At 74.0% G+C, this 18,317-nt stretch carries 20 protein-coding genes; 6 read left to right on the top strand and 14 right to left on the bottom strand.

Features of this window, described 5'->3' with window-relative positions:
• Positions 1–21 precede the first annotated feature (21 nt).
• From V6V47_RS27035 to V6V47_RS27010, 6 genes are all read right to left on the bottom strand, one after another.
• Positions 22–441: a YchJ family protein gene (locus tag V6V47_RS27035; RefSeq protein ID WP_334631190.1), complete on the bottom strand. Its 420-nt coding sequence runs from the start codon at positions 439–441 to the stop codon at positions 22–24.
• Positions 442–493: 52 nt separating this feature from the next.
• Positions 494–1,261, bottom strand: coding sequence for an SGNH/GDSL hydrolase family protein (locus tag V6V47_RS27030; RefSeq protein WP_334631214.1), 768 nt, complete (start codon positions 1,259–1,261; stop codon positions 494–496).
• A gap of 146 nt (positions 1,262–1,407) precedes the next feature.
• On the bottom strand, positions 1,408–2,514 hold the full coding sequence (locus V6V47_RS27025; RefSeq protein WP_334631189.1) for a magnesium and cobalt transport protein CorA: 1,107 nt from the start codon (positions 2,512–2,514) through the stop codon (positions 1,408–1,410).
• A gap of 112 nt (positions 2,515–2,626) precedes the next feature.
• A complete protein-coding gene (locus V6V47_RS27020) occupies positions 2,627–3,238 on the bottom strand; it encodes a class F sortase (RefSeq protein WP_334631188.1) in 612 nt (203 codons plus the stop codon).
• A gap of 90 nt (positions 3,239–3,328) precedes the next feature.
• Positions 3,329–3,814: a hypothetical protein gene (locus V6V47_RS27015; RefSeq protein ID WP_334631187.1), complete on the bottom strand. Its 486-nt coding sequence runs from the start codon at positions 3,812–3,814 to the stop codon at positions 3,329–3,331.
• A gap of 299 nt (positions 3,815–4,113) precedes the next feature.
• A complete protein-coding gene (locus V6V47_RS27010) occupies positions 4,114–4,935 on the bottom strand; it encodes an ArsR/SmtB family transcription factor (RefSeq protein WP_334631186.1) in 822 nt (273 codons plus the stop codon).
• 134 nt (positions 4,936–5,069) lie between these two features.
• On the opposite strand from V6V47_RS27010, the gene V6V47_RS27005 reads away from it, so the two are divergent.
• Positions 5,070–6,419, top strand: coding sequence for an MFS transporter (locus V6V47_RS27005; protein ID WP_334631185.1), 1,350 nt, complete (start codon positions 5,070–5,072; stop codon positions 6,417–6,419).
• A 25-nt stretch (positions 6,420–6,444) separates the two neighbouring features.
• Positions 6,445–7,725: a lycopene cyclase family protein gene (locus V6V47_RS27000; RefSeq protein ID WP_334631184.1), complete on the top strand. Its 1,281-nt coding sequence runs from the start codon at positions 6,445–6,447 to the stop codon at positions 7,723–7,725.
• A 180-nt stretch (positions 7,726–7,905) separates the two neighbouring features.
• Here the strand turns inward: V6V47_RS27000 and V6V47_RS26995 are convergent, their stop codons facing one another.
• A complete protein-coding gene (locus tag V6V47_RS26995) occupies positions 7,906–8,634 on the bottom strand; it encodes a tyrosine-protein phosphatase (RefSeq protein WP_334631183.1) in 729 nt (242 codons plus the stop codon).
• A gap of 82 nt (positions 8,635–8,716) precedes the next feature.
• Here V6V47_RS26995 and rnhA point away from each other — a divergent pair, with 82 nt between their 5' ends.
• Positions 8,717–9,193 (top strand): ribonuclease HI, encoded by a 477-nt coding sequence (gene rnhA, locus V6V47_RS26990; RefSeq protein WP_334631182.1) that lies wholly within the window; start codon positions 8,717–8,719, stop codon positions 9,191–9,193.
• Between the two features lie 41 nt (positions 9,194–9,234).
• Here rnhA and V6V47_RS26985 read toward each other — a convergent pair whose 3' ends face one another.
• From V6V47_RS26985 to V6V47_RS26975, 3 genes are all read right to left on the bottom strand, one after another.
• Entirely contained in the window at positions 9,235–9,471 is a 237-nt protein-coding gene (locus V6V47_RS26985; RefSeq protein WP_334631181.1) for a preprotein translocase YidC, read from the bottom strand.
• A gap of 71 nt (positions 9,472–9,542) precedes the next feature.
• The gene (locus V6V47_RS26980) at positions 9,543–10,445 is read right to left on the bottom strand and encodes a pentapeptide repeat-containing protein (RefSeq protein ID WP_334631180.1); all 903 of its coding nucleotides are present in this window, start codon (positions 10,443–10,445) and stop codon (positions 9,543–9,545) included.
• Between the two features lie 86 nt (positions 10,446–10,531).
• Complete coding sequence (locus tag V6V47_RS26975) at positions 10,532–11,593, bottom strand: hypothetical protein (RefSeq protein ID WP_334631179.1); 1,062 nt, start codon at positions 11,591–11,593, stop codon at positions 10,532–10,534.
• A 179-nt stretch (positions 11,594–11,772) separates the two neighbouring features.
• Between V6V47_RS26975 and V6V47_RS26970 the strand changes: the two genes are divergently transcribed.
• A complete protein-coding gene (locus tag V6V47_RS26970; protein ID WP_334631178.1) occupies positions 11,773–12,381 on the top strand; it encodes a hypothetical protein in 609 nt (202 codons plus the stop codon).
• Between the two features lie 71 nt (positions 12,382–12,452).
• Positions 12,453–13,055: an MBL fold metallo-hydrolase gene (locus V6V47_RS26965; protein WP_334631177.1), complete on the top strand. Its 603-nt coding sequence runs from the start codon at positions 12,453–12,455 to the stop codon at positions 13,053–13,055.
• Between the two features lie 5 nt (positions 13,056–13,060).
• Here V6V47_RS26965 and V6V47_RS26960 read toward each other — a convergent pair whose 3' ends face one another.
• Positions 13,061–13,675: a LysE family translocator gene (locus tag V6V47_RS26960; protein ID WP_334631176.1), complete on the bottom strand. Its 615-nt coding sequence runs from the start codon at positions 13,673–13,675 to the stop codon at positions 13,061–13,063.
• Positions 13,676–13,735: 60 nt separating this feature from the next.
• Here V6V47_RS26960 and pdxR point away from each other — a divergent pair, with 60 nt between their 5' ends.
• On the top strand, positions 13,736–15,220 hold the full coding sequence (gene pdxR / locus V6V47_RS26955) for a MocR-like pyridoxine biosynthesis transcription factor PdxR (protein WP_334631175.1): 1,485 nt from the start codon (positions 13,736–13,738) through the stop codon (positions 15,218–15,220).
• 12 nt (positions 15,221–15,232) lie between these two features.
• Here the strand turns inward: pdxR and V6V47_RS26950 are convergent, their stop codons facing one another.
• Genes V6V47_RS26950 through V6V47_RS26940 form a run of 3 tightly spaced genes read right to left on the bottom strand, consistent with a single transcriptional unit; the run spans position 15,233 to position 18,297 of the window.
• Positions 15,233–16,654 (bottom strand): DUF6297 family protein, encoded by a 1,422-nt coding sequence (locus tag V6V47_RS26950; protein WP_334631174.1) that lies wholly within the window; start codon positions 16,652–16,654, stop codon positions 15,233–15,235.
• Positions 16,651–17,274 (bottom strand): ABC transporter ATP-binding protein, encoded by a 624-nt coding sequence (locus tag V6V47_RS26945; protein ID WP_334631173.1) that lies wholly within the window; start codon positions 17,272–17,274, stop codon positions 16,651–16,653. Before V6V47_RS26945 ends, V6V47_RS26950 begins: the two co-directional genes overlap by 4 nt.
• A gap of 45 nt (positions 17,275–17,319) precedes the next feature.
• Positions 17,320–18,297 (bottom strand): helix-turn-helix transcriptional regulator, encoded by a 978-nt coding sequence (locus V6V47_RS26940; RefSeq protein WP_334631172.1) that lies wholly within the window; start codon positions 18,295–18,297, stop codon positions 17,320–17,322.
• Positions 18,298–18,317 lie beyond the last annotated feature (20 nt).

The raw sequence follows: 18,317 nt of genomic DNA, 5'->3' as shown, positions 1-18,317 counted from the left end.
ATCCTATGCCGGAGCGGCCCGTCAGGGGTGTTGACCGTCGAGGTAGACCCAGTGGCCGTCCTCGCGGACGAACCGGCTGCGTTCGGTCAGCGTGCCCGGCCGACCCGCGTTCCGGTAGTGGGCGTGGAACGTCACGGTGCCGGCGTTGTCGAGCAGGCCGCCCCGCTCGGTCTCGACGATCTCCAGCCGGGTCCACCGCTGCCCGGCGTCCAGGTCCAAACTCGGCGGCCGGGTCGAGGAGGCCCAACTGCGCAGCAGATGGTCGGTGTCGCCGAGGGCGAAGGCGCTGAACCGCGAGCGCATCAACGCCTCGGCGGTCGGCGCCTGCGCGGTGCCGGCGTGCACCGGGGCGCAGCAGTCCGCGTACGCCCCGCCGGAGCCGCACGGGCAGGCCCGTCCCGTCGTCGCGTCCGCCCGTCGTCGCCCCGCACCCTTACCCACCCGGCCATCCTGCCGCACCCGTCGTCGGGGCCGACCGGCGGCGGTCACAGCCCTAGTCCAGCGGTACCGGCAGCGGCACCGGTCGCTTCGCGGTCCGGTCGTCGCCCGACGATCGGCCGCGCAGGTGGCGGGCCAGCCAGGGCAGCAGGTGCCGGCGGGCCCAGGCCAGTTCGGCGCCGAACACCTCGCCGCGGCGCCGCCGGGGTGCGGGTGGCAGCGGCGTCGTCCAGGAGTCGTCGGTGCCGGGCAGACCCGCGGTGTACGCCAGGGCGGCGGCTATCCGTTCGTGCCCGGCGCTGTTGGCGTGCAGTCGGTCGTCGCTCCACAGCCGGGGATCGGAGGAGACTGGGTGCGCGCCGAGGTCGAGCAGGGTGGCCCCGGTCTGCGCGGTGACCGCGCGCAGCGCCGAGTTGAGCGCCAGCATCCGCCCCCGCAGCGGCCGGGCCAGCGGCATCACCGGCGCCGGGTCCGGCATCGTAAAGGTCAGCACGGTCGCACCCTGCCCGACCAGCGCCCGCTGCATCTCCCCGACGTTCTCGGCGACCCGGTTTGCGTCGAAGGACGGGCGCAGCACGTCGTTCATGCCGGCGACCACGGTGGCCAGGTCGGGGGCCAGCTCGAGGGCGGGCTGGAGCTGCTCGGCCCGGATCTGGGCGGCGGTCCGGCCCCGGATGGCCAGGTTGGCGTACTCCAGGCTGCCCTGGGCCTGGGCCACCGCCAGCGCGAACCGGTCGGCCCAGCCCCGATAGCCGCCAGCCCCGTCCGGATCGTCGAGTCCTTCGGTGGTGCTGTCGCCGATCGCCACGTACCGCTGCCACATCACCCGGGCGAGGTTAGCCGCCCTGCGCCGCCCCATCCCCTGCCCCCGCCCTCACCCGGCGCGATCTTGCACTTTCTGCCCCCGTATTACGGGCTTATGGGGCGCAACGGCGACCCAAAGTGCAAGATCGCGGGAGCGCGGGCGGGTCAGAGCCAGCCGGAGCGGCGGAACAGGCGGTACAGGAACAGGGCGGCCGCCGCCATCAGCGCGACTGCTCCCGCGTAGCCGTAACGCCAGGTCAGCTCCGGCATGTATGCGAAGTTCATGCCGTAGATGCCGGCGATGCCGGTCTGGGTGGCCGCGATGGCCGCCCACGCCGCGATCTTGCGCATGTCGTTGTTCTGCTCGACGGCGAGCTGCGCCAGCCGGGACTGGACGATCGAGGTGAGCAGATCGTCGTACGCGGCCACCCGGTCGACGGCCCGGCCGAGCCGGCCGTCCACGTCGACGAACCAGCGGTGCAGCGCGCGCGGTGGCCCGTCGGTGCCCGGGGTGAGCAACGTGCGCATCGGTGCCTGCAACGGCAGCACCGCTCGCTTGAACTCCACCACCTCCCGCTTGAGCTGGTAGATGTGCTGGATGTCGGCGGAGTGGTCGCGGGCGAAGACCGACTCCTCGACCCGTTCGAGGTCCCGCTCCACGTGCCCGGCCACCTCCAGGTAGGTGTCGACCATCCGGGTGCAGACCGCGTAGGCCACCGCCCACGGTCCCGCGGCCAGCAGCGTCGGGCGCAGTTCGAGGTCGGCGCGGACGCTGCGCAGCGCTCCGGCGGCGCCGTGCCGCACGGTGATGGCGAACCGGTCACCGAGCAGCACCATCACGTCGCCGGTGTCGATCACCTCGGAGGTGTCGGTCAGCTCGGCGTGCTCCACGTAACCGGCGGTGCGCAGCACCAGCAGGGTGACCGGCCCGTGTCGCTGCACGGTGGGCCGGTGCCCGTCGGCGAGTGCCTGCTCGACGGTCAGCTCGTCGAGGCCGAAGGTGCGGCCCACGGCGGCGAGCACGGCCGGGCCGGGCTCGTGCAGCCCCAGCCAGACGAAGGCGTCGCGGCCGCGCTGACTGCGGGCGTACGCGTCGGCGTAGTGCGGCCGGCCGGGCTCCCGCCGCCCGTTGACGTAGACCGCGCAGTCGACCACGGCGTCCGGGTTGGCCCGGCGGGGTGTGGGGGAGTCGCCCTCGACCCGGCCGAGCAGTCGACGGGCCAGAGCGCGTACGCCGCCGCCAGCCCGGTCCCGTACCGGTCGTTGAACCACGGCGTGCCCCCCTGTCGCCCGGCGCACCGTCCTCGACGGCGGTGCCCGCAGGGGATGGTGTCACCGCATTCTGCCGAGCGGGGTCGGGGGCCCGACAGGTGGGCCGGCCGGGTCAGGCCGTGCGGGTGGCGAAAACGACGACGTTGTCCACGTAGTTGCCGGTTCCCGCGTCGAACCGGCCGCCACACGTGATGAGGCGCAGTCCGGCGGCGTCCGCCGGTCCGTAGACCAGCGCCGAGGGGAAGCGGTCCTTGGGGTACGACCGCACACCGTCCACTGTGAAGACGGTGACCCGTGCGTCGGCGCGAGTGATCTGGATCTCCTGGCCGGTGCGGAGCCGACCGAGGTCGAAGAAGACCGCCGGTCCGGCCGAGGAGTCGACGTGTCCGACCAGGACGGCGTTGCCGGTCTCGCCCGGGCTGACGCCGTGCCGGTACCAGCCGGCGAGGGTGGGTCGGTCCAGGGGTGGCACCTCCAGCACCCCGGCCGCGTCCGCGCCGACCGGGACGACCTCGGCGCGTACCCCGATCGCCGGAATCTGCACCCGGACCGGCGCGGCCCGGGGCAGCGGCGCCAGGTCCGGCGCGGGGCGGGTGTGTGTCGGCGTCTCGGTCGGCGGCCGCGGTGGTCGTGCCGGACCGGCGGTGAGGCCAGCGGCGATGAGCCCCAGCCCGGTGACGCCGAGCAGCGCGACCACGGCTGGTCCGATCCGTCGCCCCCACATGTGTGCCCACCTTCGTCCAGGATCGTCGGGGTGCCCGCGCCGGTGTCACCGGTGCGGGCACCCGTCCTCAGGGATGGAGCGGGTCGCCGGTCAGGCGACAGTGGAGGCCGGTCGGCGCCGGCGGAACAGGATCACCGCGCCGGCGGCGGCGGTGCCGAGCAGCGTGCCACCGGCGGCGAGGGCGCCGTTGTCGCGGCTGCCTCCACCGGAGCCGGCCGGGGCGCCGCCGATCGGGGTGACGGTGAACGTGGCGCTGCCGTCCGAGCTGCCGTCGCCGCAGGTGGCCGCCACCGTGTACGTGCCCAGGGTGAACCCGGCGGTGAAGAGCTCGGCGCTCAGCCCGCCACCGGCGGCGGCCGTGGTGGATCGGACGTTCTCGTTACGGTTGGGCCCGGTGACGCGGAAGAGGGCGTCACCCGACTTGGGGTTGCAGGTCGTCGCGGTGAGCACGACGGTCCCACCGACCGGAGTGGTGGCCGGTGACACGGTGGTGTCGGCCAGTGCGGCGCCCGGCAGCAGGAGCGTGCCGAGGCCCACGCCGAGCGCCGCCGAGCAGAGTGCTGTTGTGACCTTCATACGCGTCTTCCCTCACTTTTCGTCCGCTGACTGCGTGGGACGTCGTTCGGGTGGCCAACTCCGTGACTAACACCGGTGTGCCCAACACTAGGTGCGTTGGGTCCTCGATCAGGTGAAAATGAGAAATCCTCGTTGCCGTCACGTGTCCACCCGAAGGCGGGAAGAGCTGCGGAAAGGCCCCGACGGGCCGACCGGCGTCGGTGGTCCGATCGATGTCCGTCCGGTCCGGCTGTCGCGGCTGGGCCGTAGGCGAGGTATTGCCGGTGCCGGCGGGAATGCCCTGGGGCGCTGGTGCGAGGTCAGCCGACCGGCTCGCGCATCGGCTCGCCGGTCTCGAGCAGCGTCTTGAGGCTGGCCAGCAACACCGGCCAACCGCCGCTGCCGTCGAGTTGGCCGCTGATCGCCCGGTGCATCTCGCTGTCCGGGGAGAAGTCGTCGTGGACGACGGTCAGCCGGACGGCCGAGTCGCCGTGCGGCTCGATCTCGAAAGTCACCGTCGACCGGCGCTCGCCGAGGCGGGCGGCCAGATCCTCGGCGGACCAGCCGAAGTGCTCGGCATGCTCTGGCTGAAAGCCGTGCCAACTGTAGGAGAGGCGCCGGTACGGCTCGGCGGCCAACACCCGCTGGCCGAGATCGCGGGGCTCGCCGTCGGGCGCGTCCTGCCACAGCACCGGTGAGCCGACCTGCCAGTCCGACATCAACGCGACCCCGCCCCAGTAGCGGCGGGTGAAGGCCGGTTCGATGAGCGCCGCCCACAGCCGTCGCGGGGTGGTGGTGATGTATGTGGTGTACACGAAGGTCGGGTTCTCCATGGGCTGGTGCTCCAATGCTGTGCTCAGATCGGCGAGCGCCGCCGCCCGCTGACGGTCGTAACTGCTAAGCCACCGGTCGGCGATGGCGATGATCGGGGCGGCGTTGAGGTAGTGCAGCTTCTCCCGGCCGCGCCGCGCGGTCGTGACGAGGTTGGCTGCCTCCAGCGCGGAGAGATGCTTACTGACCGCCTGTCGGCTCGTCGCCAGCCCAGCACAGAGCTCACGCAGGGTCTGGCCGTTGCGTTCGTTCAGCCGGTCGAGCAGCCGTCGCCGGGTGGGATCGGCCAGCGCCCGGAAAGCCTCGTCCATGGACCCTCCCGATACGCAACCATTTGGCTGCCTGTCACCATAGGTAACCGAATGGTTGCCTGTCAAGCCGGCCAGCCGCTGCCGGCGGTATAAATCGAGGTGGGTCCGGGCGGGCGCTGGTAGGTTCGCTGCCCGTGACACGGGACGGAAGTGCGGGACTGGGTACGCGGTTTGCCCGATTGTGGGCGGCGAGCACGCTCTCCGCCCTCGGCAGCGGTCTGGCCACGGTCGCCGCGCCTCTCTTCGTCGCGTCGCGTAGCGATGATCCGCTCGTGGTGGCCGCGGCGTCCGCCGTGGCCTGGCTGCCCTGGCTGCTCTTCGCCCTGCCGGGTGGGGTGCTGGTGGACCGGGTGGACCGACGTCGCCTCATGATCATCATCGACCTGGTGCGGGTGGCCGCGCTCGCCGTGCTGGCTCTGGCGATCATCACGGATCGGGCCGGGGTGGCGCTGCTCTACGCGGTGCTCTTCGTGGTCAACACCGGCGAGATCGTGTTCCGGTCGGCCAGCCAGGCGGTGCTGCCGGCCGTGGTGCCCCGGGAGCGGCTGGAACGGGCCAACGGCTGGCTCGGCGGCGGCACCACCCTGATGCAGGGCATGCTCGCCGGCCCGCTGGGCGGCTTCCTGTTCGTGCTCGCGGCGGGCAGCCCGTTCCTGGTCAACGCCGTAACGTACGCCCTCAGCGCGGTGCTCGTGGCGCTGATCGGAGGCGACTTCCGCGCCAGCACCACGACGGCGGACGGCGATGCGCGCCAGAGCCGCTCGGTCTGGGCGGAGATCGTCGAGGGGTTCCGCTGGCTGCTCGGCCAGCGGCTGCTGCGGACGATGTCCGTGCTGATCGGCCTGCTCAACGTCACCCTGACCGCCGCGCTCGCGGTGCTGGTGCTGCTGGCCCACGAGCGGCTGGGGCTCGGCTCGGTCGGCTACGGGCTGCTGTTCACCTGCCTGGCTGCCGGCGGCGTGCTCGGCGCGCTCGTCGGCGACCGGCTCATCGCCCGGCTCACCGCCACCTGGACGGTACGGGTCGGTCTGCTGATCGAGGCGGGCCTGCACCTCGCCCTGGCCGCGTCCCGCAGCGCGGCCGTGGTCGGGTTCGCGCTCTTCGCGTTCGGGGTGCACGGCGCGCTGTGGAACATCGTGGCGAACTCGCTGCGTCAACGGCTCACACCACCAGCGCTGCAGGGCCGGGTGGCCAGCACCACGTTCTTCGTGGCGGCCGGCGGTAACTGTGCCGGTGCGCTGCTCGGCGGCGTGCTGGCCGCCCGGTTCGGCATCACCGCGCCGTACTGGGTCGGGCTGGCGGTAGCCATCGGCGTCTCCGCCGCCACCTGGCGGGTGTTCAACCGGGCCGCCGTGGCCAGCGCCTACGCCGAGCCGGCTCCGGCGTCGGCTCCGGCTCCGGGTCTGGGTGCGGCCTCGGGGTCGGGTCCGGGTGCGGCCTCGGGTGCGGCCTCGGGTGAGCAGCGGGCCGCGCGGGTCGACTGACCGTCGCGCCGCGGCGGGCGGCCCGGTGTGGCAGCGTGGTGCGGTGACCGAAACCGCGCCGCTGGATGTCGACCTCGCGCTGCTCGGTGGCGGTGGCGCCGCGTCGCTGGTGCTCGCCGCATTGGACCGGCACGGCGTACGCGACCTGCGGATCGCGATCGTCGACCCGGTGCGCCGGCGCGGGCAGGACCGCACCTGGGCGTTCTGGGGCTCCCCGGGCAGTGACCTGGATCCGCTGCTCAGCGCGAGCTGGCAGCGGGTCGAGGTGGCCACGGCGGCGCGGCGTCGCGTGCTCGACCTGGCCCCGCTGCGGTACGCCATGCTCCGCTCCGGCCCGGTCTACGACCGGGCTGCCGAGGCCGAGCGACGGCTCGACGCCACCCGCATCGGCGCGCCCGCCCAGACGGTGGCCGACGACGGCGCAAGGGTGGTGGTGCGCACCGGCGGCGGGCCGACCGTACGGGCCGGCTGGGTGCTCGACTCCCGCCCCCGCCCGCCGGCCCGCTCCGGGCGGACCACCTGGTTGCAGCACTTCCGGGGCTGGTGGCTGGAGGCCGACCGGCCGGTCTTCGACCCGGGCCGGGCGGTGCTCATGGACTTCCGCACCCCGCAGCCGCCCCGAGGGGTCTCCTTCGGGTACGTGCTGCCGGTGAGCGACCGTTACGCCTTGGTCGAGTACACCGAGTTCTCGCCGGCACTGCTCACCGACGCCGGGTATGACGCGGCGCTCGCCAACTACCGGGATCTGCTCGGGCTGGACCCGGCCGGGCTGCGGGTGCGCGAGGTGGAGAACGGGGTGATCCCGATGACCGATGCGCCGTTCCCGGCCCGGCCCTCGCCCCGGGTGGTCCGTCTCGGCACGGCCGGCGGCGCCACCCGTCCCTCCACCGGCTTCACCTTCTCCGCCATGTACCGCCAAGCCGACCAGGTGGCCCGCGCCCTCGCCGCCGGCCGGCCGCCGGTGCCCGCGCCCGCGTATCCGCGTCGGCACCGCTGGATGGACGCCGTCGCGCTGCGCGCCCTGGACCGGGGCGGGGTCGGTGGCGTCGAGTTCTTCGACCGGCTCTTCGACCGCAACCCGCCGGAGCGGGTGCTGCGCTTCCTCGACGGCGTCACCAGCCCCGCCGAGGAGGTCGCGGTGATGAACTCCACCCGACTGCTGCCGATGATCTCCGCCACCGCCGGCGACGCCGCGCACCGCGTCCGCGACCGGCTGCGCCCGACCCGTCCCGCGCCGGCTGTCCCGGCGGCGGTGGTCGGCGCCGCGGGCGGCCCGGAGCCCAGCCCACCGACCGGCGGCAAGTAGCGCGGCGCGCGCTGCGCGCGCCCTGCGCTCCGCGTGCGCGCGTCCTGCGCTCCGCGTGATCGACTCGACTTCGCTGTTGTCGCGGTATTCCGCTGCCGCTGATGCCGCGACTTCAGCGATCTCGTGTCGATCAGCCCGGCCGGCCCGCTGGCGCGAGCGCGCCGGCCAGTCCGCCGGCTGTCAGTCGGTCAGCAGTCGTTCGCGGAGCCGGGCGGTGAGCGCCTCGTCCACGCCGAGCCGGTCGGTGGCGTAGCCGAGGACCGAGCCGTGCGCGGCGGCCAGGTCGGCCAGGACGAGACGGATGATCACCTCGGGCGCGCGGCCGTACCCCGGCCAGGCCAGCTCCCGGTCCGGGTGCAGGGCCCGCCAGTCGGCGATCAGTCCCTCGGTGGCCAGCTCGGTACGGGCGAAGTCGGCGGCGATCTGGTCCTCGTCGACCCCGAGCAGGGTCAACAGCAGGGCGGCCAGCAGCCCCGTCCGGTCCTTGCCGGAGGCGCAGTGGAAGACCAGCGGACCGTCGGCGGCCGCGATCACCTCCAGCGCCCGACGCAGCTCGGCCACCCCGTCCTCGGCGACCTCGGCGTACCGGTCGGCGAGGTAACGCCACGGGTCCAGCGTCGGGTCGATGGTGGCCTGCTCGTAGGGGCGGTGCTCGATGCTCAGGTTGTGCCAGCTCAGCCCGTCGATCTCCGGTGCTCGGCCGCGAGCCGCGATCTCCCACGGGTAGCGCAGGTCGAGCACCGTGCGGACGCCGAGGGCCTCGAAGCGGGCCAGGTCGGCGCCCGCCAACTTGGCGAGGGAATCCGACCGGTAGAGCAGGCGCCAGCGCACCGATCGCCCGTCCTCGGTGCGATAGCCGCCAAGGTCGCGGAAGTTGTGCAGTCGGTCGAAGGTGATGTGCCGTTCCACCGGGCCGACCCTAGCGGTTCCGCCCCGGCGTGGTGGCCCCCGCAGGCGGGGTACGGCGACGCCGCCCGGTAGGTTGCCGGGCATGGTGGACGCGGCGGCCGGCAAGGGCGTACAGATCTGGACCGACGGGGCGTGCAGCGGCAACCCCGGGCCGGGCGGCTGGGGAGCTCTGCTGCGCTACGGCGGCCACGAGCGGGAGCTGTGCGGCGGCGAGGCCACCCCGACCACCAACAACCGGATGGAGCTGATGGCGGCCATCCAGGCGCTGGAGAGCCTGACCCGGCCGGTCACCGTGGAGCTGCACACCGACAGCACGTACGTGCGCAACGGCATCACCAGTTGGCTGGCTTCCTGGAAGCGCAACGGCTGGAAGACCGCCGCGAAGCAGCCGGTGAAGAACGCCGACCTGTGGCAGCGGCTGGAGGCGGCCTGCGAGCGTCACGAGGTCACCTGGCTGTGGGTCAAGGGCCACAACGGGCACCCCGAGAACGAACGGGCCGACGGGCTGGCCAACAAGGGCATGACCGAGGCGCGAGCGGCGGCGTTGACCAGCCGTTGACGCCGTGCGGCGGCCGCTGACCGCCTGCTGATGGCTGCGGCTCAGCGCGTCGCGTCCGGATGGCCGGGCATGCTCGACCCGCCGCCGCTGCTGCCGGAGGAGCCACCGGCGACACCCGAGTTGTCGTCCTCGGTCACGATGTCCGGCGGCACGTCGGTGTCGGCCGGTGCCGGGACCTCGGTGTCCGCCTCGACCTGCACCAGCCGGGCCTGGCCGGCCTCGTCCTCGGCGTGCTCCGGGTCCGCCGGCAGCTCACCGTCCCGCTTTCGGTAGCCCACGCCGCGCCCCCCGTCGGTGCCGTTTCGCGTCGGCGGTGGCTACCCGGCGTCGTCGGGGACGAAACCTCGCGTCAGCGGCGTCGGCCGCGCCGCGCCGGCGCGGTGGCGGCGGCCCGCGACGGCTGACGGACCGGGGTGAGGGGCAGCGCCGTCCAGTGCGCCGGTCGGGCGAGCGTCGCCGGTAGCCCGGTGCGTGCGTCACCACGGGCGGCGTCGAGCTGGGACTGGTGCAGGAAGAGGGTGGTCCGCAGGTCCGCGCCGCGCAGGTCGGCCCCGCGCAGGTCGGCGCCCGTGACGTCAGCCAGACTCAGGTCGACCCCGCGCAGGTCAGCGCCGATCAGCAGCGCCCCGCGCAGGTTGGCCCGGTGTAGGTCCACCCGGCGCAGGTCCGCCCCGAAGAGCTGGGCGCCCCGGTGGTCGGCACCGGCGGCGCCGCCTCGGGAGCGGGCCGCGTCACCGGCCCGGGACAGCAGCGGGTTGACCCGGGCCCGCTGGGCGGCCACATCCACCGTCGCCAGCTCGGCGGGGTCGCCGGCGATCAGTGCCGCCGTCTCGGCCTGGGCGCGGGCCAGCTCGGCGCGCAGATCGACCGGCGGGCGCAGTGTCAGCGCCTCGGTGAGGTACCAGAGCAGCTCGTGCAGCGGTCGCAGCACGGTGAACGCGGCAGCCATCGCCGGCAGCGTCTCCGGCGCGTCCCGCCAGTCCCGCCCGCCGAAGGTCACCTGGGCGACCTGCTGGCCGGCACCGAAGCAGTCGAACACCGTGCAGCCCGGGAACCCCCGCTCCCGCAGCTCGGTGTGGATGCCGCAGCGGTGGTCCGGGCGCAGGTTGGGGCAGGGTCGCCCGGCCGGCTTGTCGATGGCGAAGTCCGCCGACGCGGCGAAGGCGGGCACCACGCAGCACAACCCGAAGCAGCGCCCGCAGTCGGCGCGCAGCTGCGCGGGGCCGGGCGGCGGAACGGGGCGGGGCGACACGCGGAAGGACCTCCGGGCGATCGGGCGCGGTGACGCGCTGGCACTGCCATCATCGCGCGCGCCACCCCGACCGGGCGGGCCGGGGGTCACCGTCCGTGCGGGTCGTCCGGCGTCTGCGGTACGAGCCGGCGCAACACCCGGTCCCCGTCACCGGGGCCGTACTTCTGGTCGAAGTGCCGGGACACGGTGGCGGGCGGCAGATGATCGCCCTCGGCGGGCTCGGCCAGCGTGAACACGCCCGGCGTCGCGCCGGGCGGCCGGGGTGGCAGGACGGCCCGTACGGTCAGCGGTCGGGCGACCCGGAACGCGCGGCAGTCGATGTAGTGCTGCCCGTCCACCGTCACGTACGGCACCTGCACCTCGATCATGTCGGAGCCGTCGTGGCGCAGCGTGACCGTGACCGACGCGTACCGCTCCAGGCTCACGGTGGCCTGCTCGTGCTCCCACAGCTCCTCGAACCGGGCGTGCACGAACCCGCCCCACGGGCTGTCCATGTCCACCTCGAGCTGCGGCACGTTGAACGACAGCTTCCCGATCGGGAAGAACGAGATCAGCGCCCGGCCGTCCCACTGGTAGAGCTGGATCGACGGGGACGCGTCGTAGAGCCGGACCTGCAACCGGTGCCGCAGCGCGGGGTCGAGGGTGTGCGCGAAGGCAGCCAGGTGGCGCAGGTTGCTCCGGATGTAGCGGGGGACGTCCACCCGCTCCCGTTCCAGTTCCTCGGAGCGCTGCTGGGCGGCGGAGCAGTCCGGATCGAGCAGGAGCAACTGCACCTCGGCGCCGTTGGTGAGCGCCGCCCGGACGGCGCGCAGCGTCTCCTCGCGGTGCACCCGCTCCAACATGATCGTCCAGGTGTCGAGGATCCGGACCCGGCGACCGGCGCGGTGCAGCTGCGCCACGAACGCCTGCCGGTCGAAGCTCAGGTGCTCCTGCACCCGTGCCTTGCGGGCCTCCTCGAACAGCGGGTCGAAGATGACGTAGGAGATGGCCGCGAGCACGACGCTGGAGCCGAGGTTGAGCAGCAGGTCGCTTCGGAAGCCGGTGCTGAGCCACGCGGCGAGCAGCATCGCCGTGGCGATGCCGAGCAGGGCGCCACCGACGACGAAGGAGCGTCGTTGCCGGCCGCTGCGCTCAGCCCACCCGGGCATTCGGCCCCCTCTGTCGTCGGACGGCGGCGCCGCCGAGCGTCGATCACCGAGATGCGGAGGATACGTGCGTGCTGTGCCGCCCGCTGTCCCGTTCGTGACCGTCCGGTTCGTCGGCTGGACCGCCTCCACCGCTCGTAGGGTGACGGTGAGGGGTCGGGCGGCTGCGGAGGGTCGGCGGGATGGATGACGGCGAACGCGAGAAGGCGCTGCTCACCGCCCTGACCACCGAGCACTACGCGTTGCAGACGTCCCGCGCCGGGACCATCGCCGAGGCCACCGGCCGGGCCACCATCTTCCTGTCCCTGCTGTCGGCCGCCCTGATCGGGCTGGGGTTCGTCGCCAGTAACGACAGGGTGGTCCGGCCCTACGTCGGCGCGGTGCTACCGACGCTGGTGATTATCGGGGTGCTGACCTTCCTCCGGTTGGTCGAGACCACCGTGGAGAACTCGCTGGACCTGCGCCGGATTCAGCGCATCCGTGCCTACTACCAACATCGGTTCGCTGGCGAGCACGACTTCTTCTCCGACGCGGTGACGGCCGAGGGCAGCATGCGGACGGCCTGGACCCTGGTCGGCACCGGACCGGGGCGCTGGGAGTTCCTGCTCACCACGGCCTCGCTGGTCGGCACGGTCAACGCGTTGCTGGCCGGGCTCGGCGTCACCCTGCTTTCCGAGACGGCCGGGGCTGGGCACTGGCTGGCGCTCCCAGCGGGTGTGCTGGTCGCGCTGGTCGCATTCGGCGTGCAGTTCGCGTACATCGTCCGGACGTCGAGCACGCGGCTGAGCTGAGCGCGCTCAGACCGACCGTCAGGACGCCCCGCCGACCCGACCCGGCCCAATTGCGGGCGTACCGTCGCCGGATGCGGATCACCCGATTCACCCACGCCTGCGTCCGGGTCGAGCACGAGGGCGGGGTGCTGGTGGTCGATCCGGGCACGTGGAGCGAGCCGCGTGCCCTGGTCGGCGCGGACGCCGTCATGGTCACCCACGAGCACACCGACCACGTGGACGTGCTGCGCCTGGCTGGCCTGGGCGTCCCGGTGTACGCCCCCGAGGGCGCCCGCCTGCCCGACCTCGCCCCGCTGCCGGTGACCCGGGTGAGCGCTGGGCAGAGCTTCACCGCGGCGGGCATCGCGGTCACCGCCCACGGTGGGCGGCACGCCCCCATCCACGAGGGCCAGCCCGATTGTCCCAACCTCGGCTACGTGATCGGCGACGGGGTCTACCACCCCGGCGACTCGCTGCACGTGCCGGACGCGCCGGTGCACACCCTGCTGGTGCCGGCGCAGGGGTCCTGGATGCGCCTCGGCGAGGCGATCCGGTTCGCCGCCGCGGTGGGCGCCGACCGGGCGTACCCGATCCACGACGCCCAGCTCAACGAGCGGGGCCTGGCCAGCGTCGCCGGCTGGTTCGGGGAGACGATCCCCGGCTACCGCCACCTCGTCCCCGGTGACACCGCCTGAGACCGTCACCGCTCGGTGAGGGCGAGCGTCACGCCGAGCGCGATGAACGTGCCGGCGACGGACCGGCGCAGCCAGTCGGTGACGCGCGGCCGGGCCAGCACTCGATCGCGTACCCGGGCCGCGAAGATGCCGTAGCCGCTGAACACCACGAAGGTGAACAGCATGAACACCGCGCCGCAGGCGAGCATCGACCGGGTCGAGCCCGGCGCGGTGGTGTCGACGAACTGCGGCAGGAACGCGACGAAGAACAGGGTCGGCTTCGGGTTGAGCAGGTTGACCAGCACTCCCGAGACGATCACGCGGGCCGCCGAGCGGGGCGGCCCGACCGCCGTGTCCGGCGCGAAGGCGCTGCGGTCCCGCGCCGTCGACCAGCCCAGGTAGAGCAGGTACGCGACGCCGAGGTACTTGACCACCTCGAACGCCGCCGCGCTCGCCTGCAGGACGGCGGCCAGCCCGGTCAGCGCCGCCAGCAGGTGCGGCACCACCCCCAGCGTGCAGGCGAACGCGGCCACCACGCCAGCCCGGGCACCCCGGGACAGGCCAGCGGCGAGGGTGAAGAACACCCCGGTGCCCGGGGTGATCACCACGATCAGCACGGTGATCAGGAACGGGATCGTCACGGTCGTCCTCCGATGGTTGGCGGGGCGCTCTCGTGCTCACTCTGGTGGCAGGATGGTCCGGTGAGCAGGGCCAAAGCGAGGGCAGTTGAGAGGTCCATAACCGCCGGGTCGGATTTTCTGCACCTCGCCATCGCCGACGCGCCGCCCGGGGGTCGCGCCGACTGGCTGGCGGGCCGGTTGCGCCAGGCCATCGCCGACGGGCGGGTGCCGGTCGGTGGCCGGCTGCCCGCCACGCGGGTGCTCGCCGCCGACCTCGGCGTCTCCCGGGGCGTGGTCACCGAGGCGTACCAGCGGCTGACCGAGGAGGGGCACGTCGCCGGCCGGGGCCGGGCCGGGACGGTGGTCGTCGCCGCGCCGGCCGCCGTGGTCACGTCGGCACCCACCCCGGCCGCCGCGCCGGTGCCGGCCGCGCTCTTCCCGCCGGCACCGGGCAGCGACATCTTCGACGCGGTACGCACGGCGCCCGCGAAGATCGACCTGACTCCCGGCGTACCCGATCTCGCCGCCTTCCCCCGGGCGGAGTGGCTGCGCGCCGAACGGACCGTGCTCCGCCACCTCGTCGCGGCCGACTTCGGCTACGGCGACCCGTGTGGCACACCGGCGTTGCGGCGGGCCGTCGCCGCCTGGCTGGCCCGCAGCCGGGGCATCGTCGTCGACCCCGCCGAGGTGATCATCGTGGCGGGCGTGTCCCAGGCGCTCGGGCTGCTCGCCCAGGCGCTCGGCCTCGCCGGCATCGACCGGGTGGCGGTCGAGGACCCGGGCTCGCTCGGCGTGCGGCAGCACCTGAACAACTGGCGGGTGGAGACCCCACCGATCGCGGTGGACGAGGCCGGGCTGCGGGTCGACGAGCTTGCCGCCAGCGGGTTCCCCGCGGTGATGCTCACCCCCGCGCATCAGTTCCCGACCGGCGTGGTGCTCAACGGCGACCGCCGCCGTCAGCTCGTCGACTGGGCTCGGGCCGGCGGTCTGATCATCGAGGACGACTACGACGCCGAGCACCGCTACGACCGCCCCCCGGTGCCGGCGCTGCGTGGGCTGCTGCCCGAGCAGGTCTGCTACACCGGCAGCGTGTCCAAGCTGCTCGCCCCGGCGCTGCGGGTCGGCTGGCTGCTCGTGCCGAGCCGGCACCGGGCGGCGGTGGTGGCCGCCAAGCGCAACGCCGACCTGGGCAACGCGGCGCTGCCGCAACTGGTGCTGGCGGAGCTGATGACCTCCGGCGCGCTCGAGCGGCACCTGCGGTTGCTGCGCCGCCGGCACATCCGTCGGCGCGACACGATGATCGAGGCGGTCCGCCGGCACCTGCCCGGTGCGACCGTGCACGGGGCGGCGGCCGGTCTGCACCTGGTGATCACGCTCGACGACGCGCTGGTGGACACCGATCTGGCGGCGGCGGCGCTGGCGCGTGGTGTGAAGGTGCAGCCGTTGTCCTGGCACTGCCAGCGGCCGTACCGCCCGGGTCTGGTGCTCGGTTACGCGGCGAACACCGCGTCGACCCTCGAAGAGGGCATCGCCACGATCGCCGCCGCGCTCGGTGACCTCCGTTGACGTGCGGGGCGGTCAGCCCAGCATGATCTGGAACAGGACCAGCACGGCGAGCAGCGCCGGCCCGCGTGCGCCCTGGCGCAGCAGGTCGACCGGGATCATCCCGAACGGCGTGTTGACGGTGGCTCCGCCGTAGTCGATCGGTGGTCGGGTGGCCGCTCGCCAGGCGGCGGCCACCACCCCGAGCGCGAGCATGGGCGCGAGCCAGGGCGGCCCACCGTGCACGGTCGGCGTGGTCAGCAGCCACCACAGGCCCGCGCCCACCGCCGGCACGATCAAATGGATCGCGCGCAGCGCGTTGTCGCTGCCGCCGAGCGCCCGACGCAGCCCGGTCGACCGACTGATCGAGCGCAGCCCGCCGGTCAGTCGGTCGGCGGCGACGTAGCCGAACACCACCTGCGCGGCTCCGGCGAGCCCGGGCAGGGCGAGCGCGGCAGCGTACTGGACGAGGATCAGCGCCGCCCAGAACAGCAGGGCGCTGGGGTGGCGGCCGAGCCGGCGGACGTCGGCCTGGAGCAGCACCCACCAGCCGGGGCCGGGCAGGAAGCGCCGGCTGCGGACCCGGCCGATCCGGCGCCAGCGCCGGCTCTCCACCAGGCTGACCAGCATCGTCGGGTCGAGCAGGATGGTGGCCGTGGCGGCGGCGTTGGCGAACTGCGCGCCGGTGGTCAGGGTGGCCCGGTCCACCCGGGGCAGCGCGCGTACCGCGAGGATGATGGCGGCGACCGCGAGGGGCGCTCCGACGGCGACCAGCGCGACGGTCGGCGCGGTCACCGGCCGGGGCAGCCCCTCGCCGAGGTGACCGACGAGCACCACGACGCCCGTGACGACGGCGGCGGCGAGCATCGGCACCGCCCCCAGCAGGACGGGCCACCGCCGGCCGGGCGGGCTGCTCTGCGCGACCACGCTCAGCGCGAGCGCGGCCACTCCCCAGCCGGCACCGGCCGCCGCCGCCCAGCCCAGGACGCTCAGGTCGCTGACGCCGGCCAGCGCCGCCACGGCGGCACCGAGCGCCGCCGTGGCGGCCGCCGCGCCGGTCAGCAGGACGCCGAGGCGCGGCGCCAGCCAGGCCCGCCGGTCGACCGGCGCGCTGGTCACCCAGCTCTGCGTCGCCGGGGTGACCAGCAGCGGGCCGAGCGCCCGCAGGCCGCGCCAGGCGAGACCGGCGCCGGCCAGCAGCGCCGCGACCGCCAGCCACCACCGCACCCCCGGGTCGGCCTGTCCCATGCTGGGCGAGCGCAGCAGGTCGCGGCTGGCGCTGACCGCGAACCAGCCGTACATGCCCACGAACAGGACCACGACGTACGCGTCGCCCAGCACATCGCCGAGGGAATGATCGTGATGCCGGCGGCGGGCCTGGCGCAGGTGCGTACGGACCTGCCGCGCGGAGGGCACCCCGGCCGGCACCTCGGCGATCGTGGCGGGTGCAGCGGTCACCGGCCGATCTCGATCCGCTCGTCGACCACCGCGTCGATCAGCTCCGGGTCGTGCGAGGCCATCAGCACGGCGGTGCCGGCGACCCGCTCGCGGCGCAGCCGGTCGGCCAGCCACTCCCGCCCGCGGACGTCCAGGCGCTGCTCCGGCTCGTCCAGGATCAGCACCCGACGGGGCCGTACGAAGCAGGAGGCCAGCGCCAGCCGGCGGCGCTGCCCGCTGGACAGGGTCACCGGCAGTTGGTCGCGGGCCGGCTCCAGGCCCAGCTCGGCGAGGACCTCGTCGACCGGCTCGGCGTCACCCCCGTGGGCGTACGCGACCAGCTCCAGGTGCTCGACCACGGACAGGTCGGGGAAGAAGTCGATGTCGTCCAGGGCGGCGGCCACCAGCGCGCGCACCTGAGGATCGGTCTCGTCGGCTCGGCGACCCTGGACCAGCACCTCGCCCGCGTCCGGCCGGTCGGCACCGACCACGCAGCGCAGCAGGGTGGTCTTGCCGCTGCCGTTGGGGCCCAGCACCACCGCGATCCGGCCCGCCTGGAGCGTGAAGCTCACGTCGTCCAACACGACCAGGTTGCCGAAGTTGCGGCTGAGTCCCCGCACCGAGAGAGCGTCCACGGTCACACACTCTCCCAGAACCCCGCCACCGACCAACGTGAGCGACCCACATCACGCCGGGGCGTAGAGCGCGGCCAGCCCGGCAGCCGTGGCGGCCAACCGCTCGCGCAGCGCGACCGGGGTGAGCACCTCCACGTCCGCGCCGAGGCGCAGCAGGTCCCCGTGGGCGTGGGTGAGCGACTCGATGGGCAGCACCGCGGTCACCCAGCCCTGCTCGTCGGGTGGGCCGGCGCTGGCGTCCACCGCGGCCACCACCGGGTCGCTGCCGACCTCCCGTAGCCGCGCCCGGCCGCCCGGGGACAGCCGCACGGTGGCCTCGTCGCGGTGCAGCCGGGCGCGGAACTGCACCACGTGCGCCCGCCACCAGGCCGGCAGGTCGAAGTCGGCCGGCCGGTCGAACGCCTGATCGAGGGGGGTCAGCGCGAGGATCTGGTTGATCCGGTAGGTGGCCGGTGCGCCCCGGCCGGGCCGGTCGGCCACCAGATACCACCGGCCGCCCTTGAGCACCAGGCCGTACGGCTCCAGGACCCGGGTCACCTCGCCCTCCCAGCTGCGGTAGCGCACCTCGACGCGGTGCTGCCGCCAGACCGCCTCGGCCGTGCGGGCCAGCTCGGGGGAGGTGTCGCCGTCGGAGTACCAGCCGGGCGCGTCCAGGTGGAAGCGCTGTTGGAGCTGGGTGGCCCGGTCGCGCAGCGGCGCCGGGAGCGCGGCGTGCAGCTTGAGTTGCAGGGCGGCCACCACGTCGCCGTAGCCCAGGTCGTCGGCCGGCCCGGGCAGCCCGGCCAGGAAGAGCCGGTCGGCCTCCTCGGCGGTCAGCCCGGTCAGGCGGGTGCGCCACCCGTCGACGAGTTGGTAGCCGCCGGCGTGCCCGGCCTCGCCGTAGAGCGGGATGCCGGCGGCGTGCAGCGACTCCACGTCCCGGTAGATCGTCCGGGGAGAGACGGTCAGCCGCTCGGCGAGCTGTGTGGCGGTCAGCCGGCCGTGCGACTGGAGCAGCAGCAGGAGAGAGAGAAGTCGAGAAGCCCGCACTTCACTGACACTAGTTGTCA

It is taken from the genome of Micromonospora sp. CPCC 205539, assembly GCF_036906815.1.
In the GTDB taxonomy this organism is placed as follows: Bacteria; Actinomycetota; Actinomycetes; order Mycobacteriales; family Micromonosporaceae; genus Micromonospora.
Note: the sequence above shows the minus strand (reverse complement) of the source record. Positions and strands in the feature narration are given on the sequence as shown.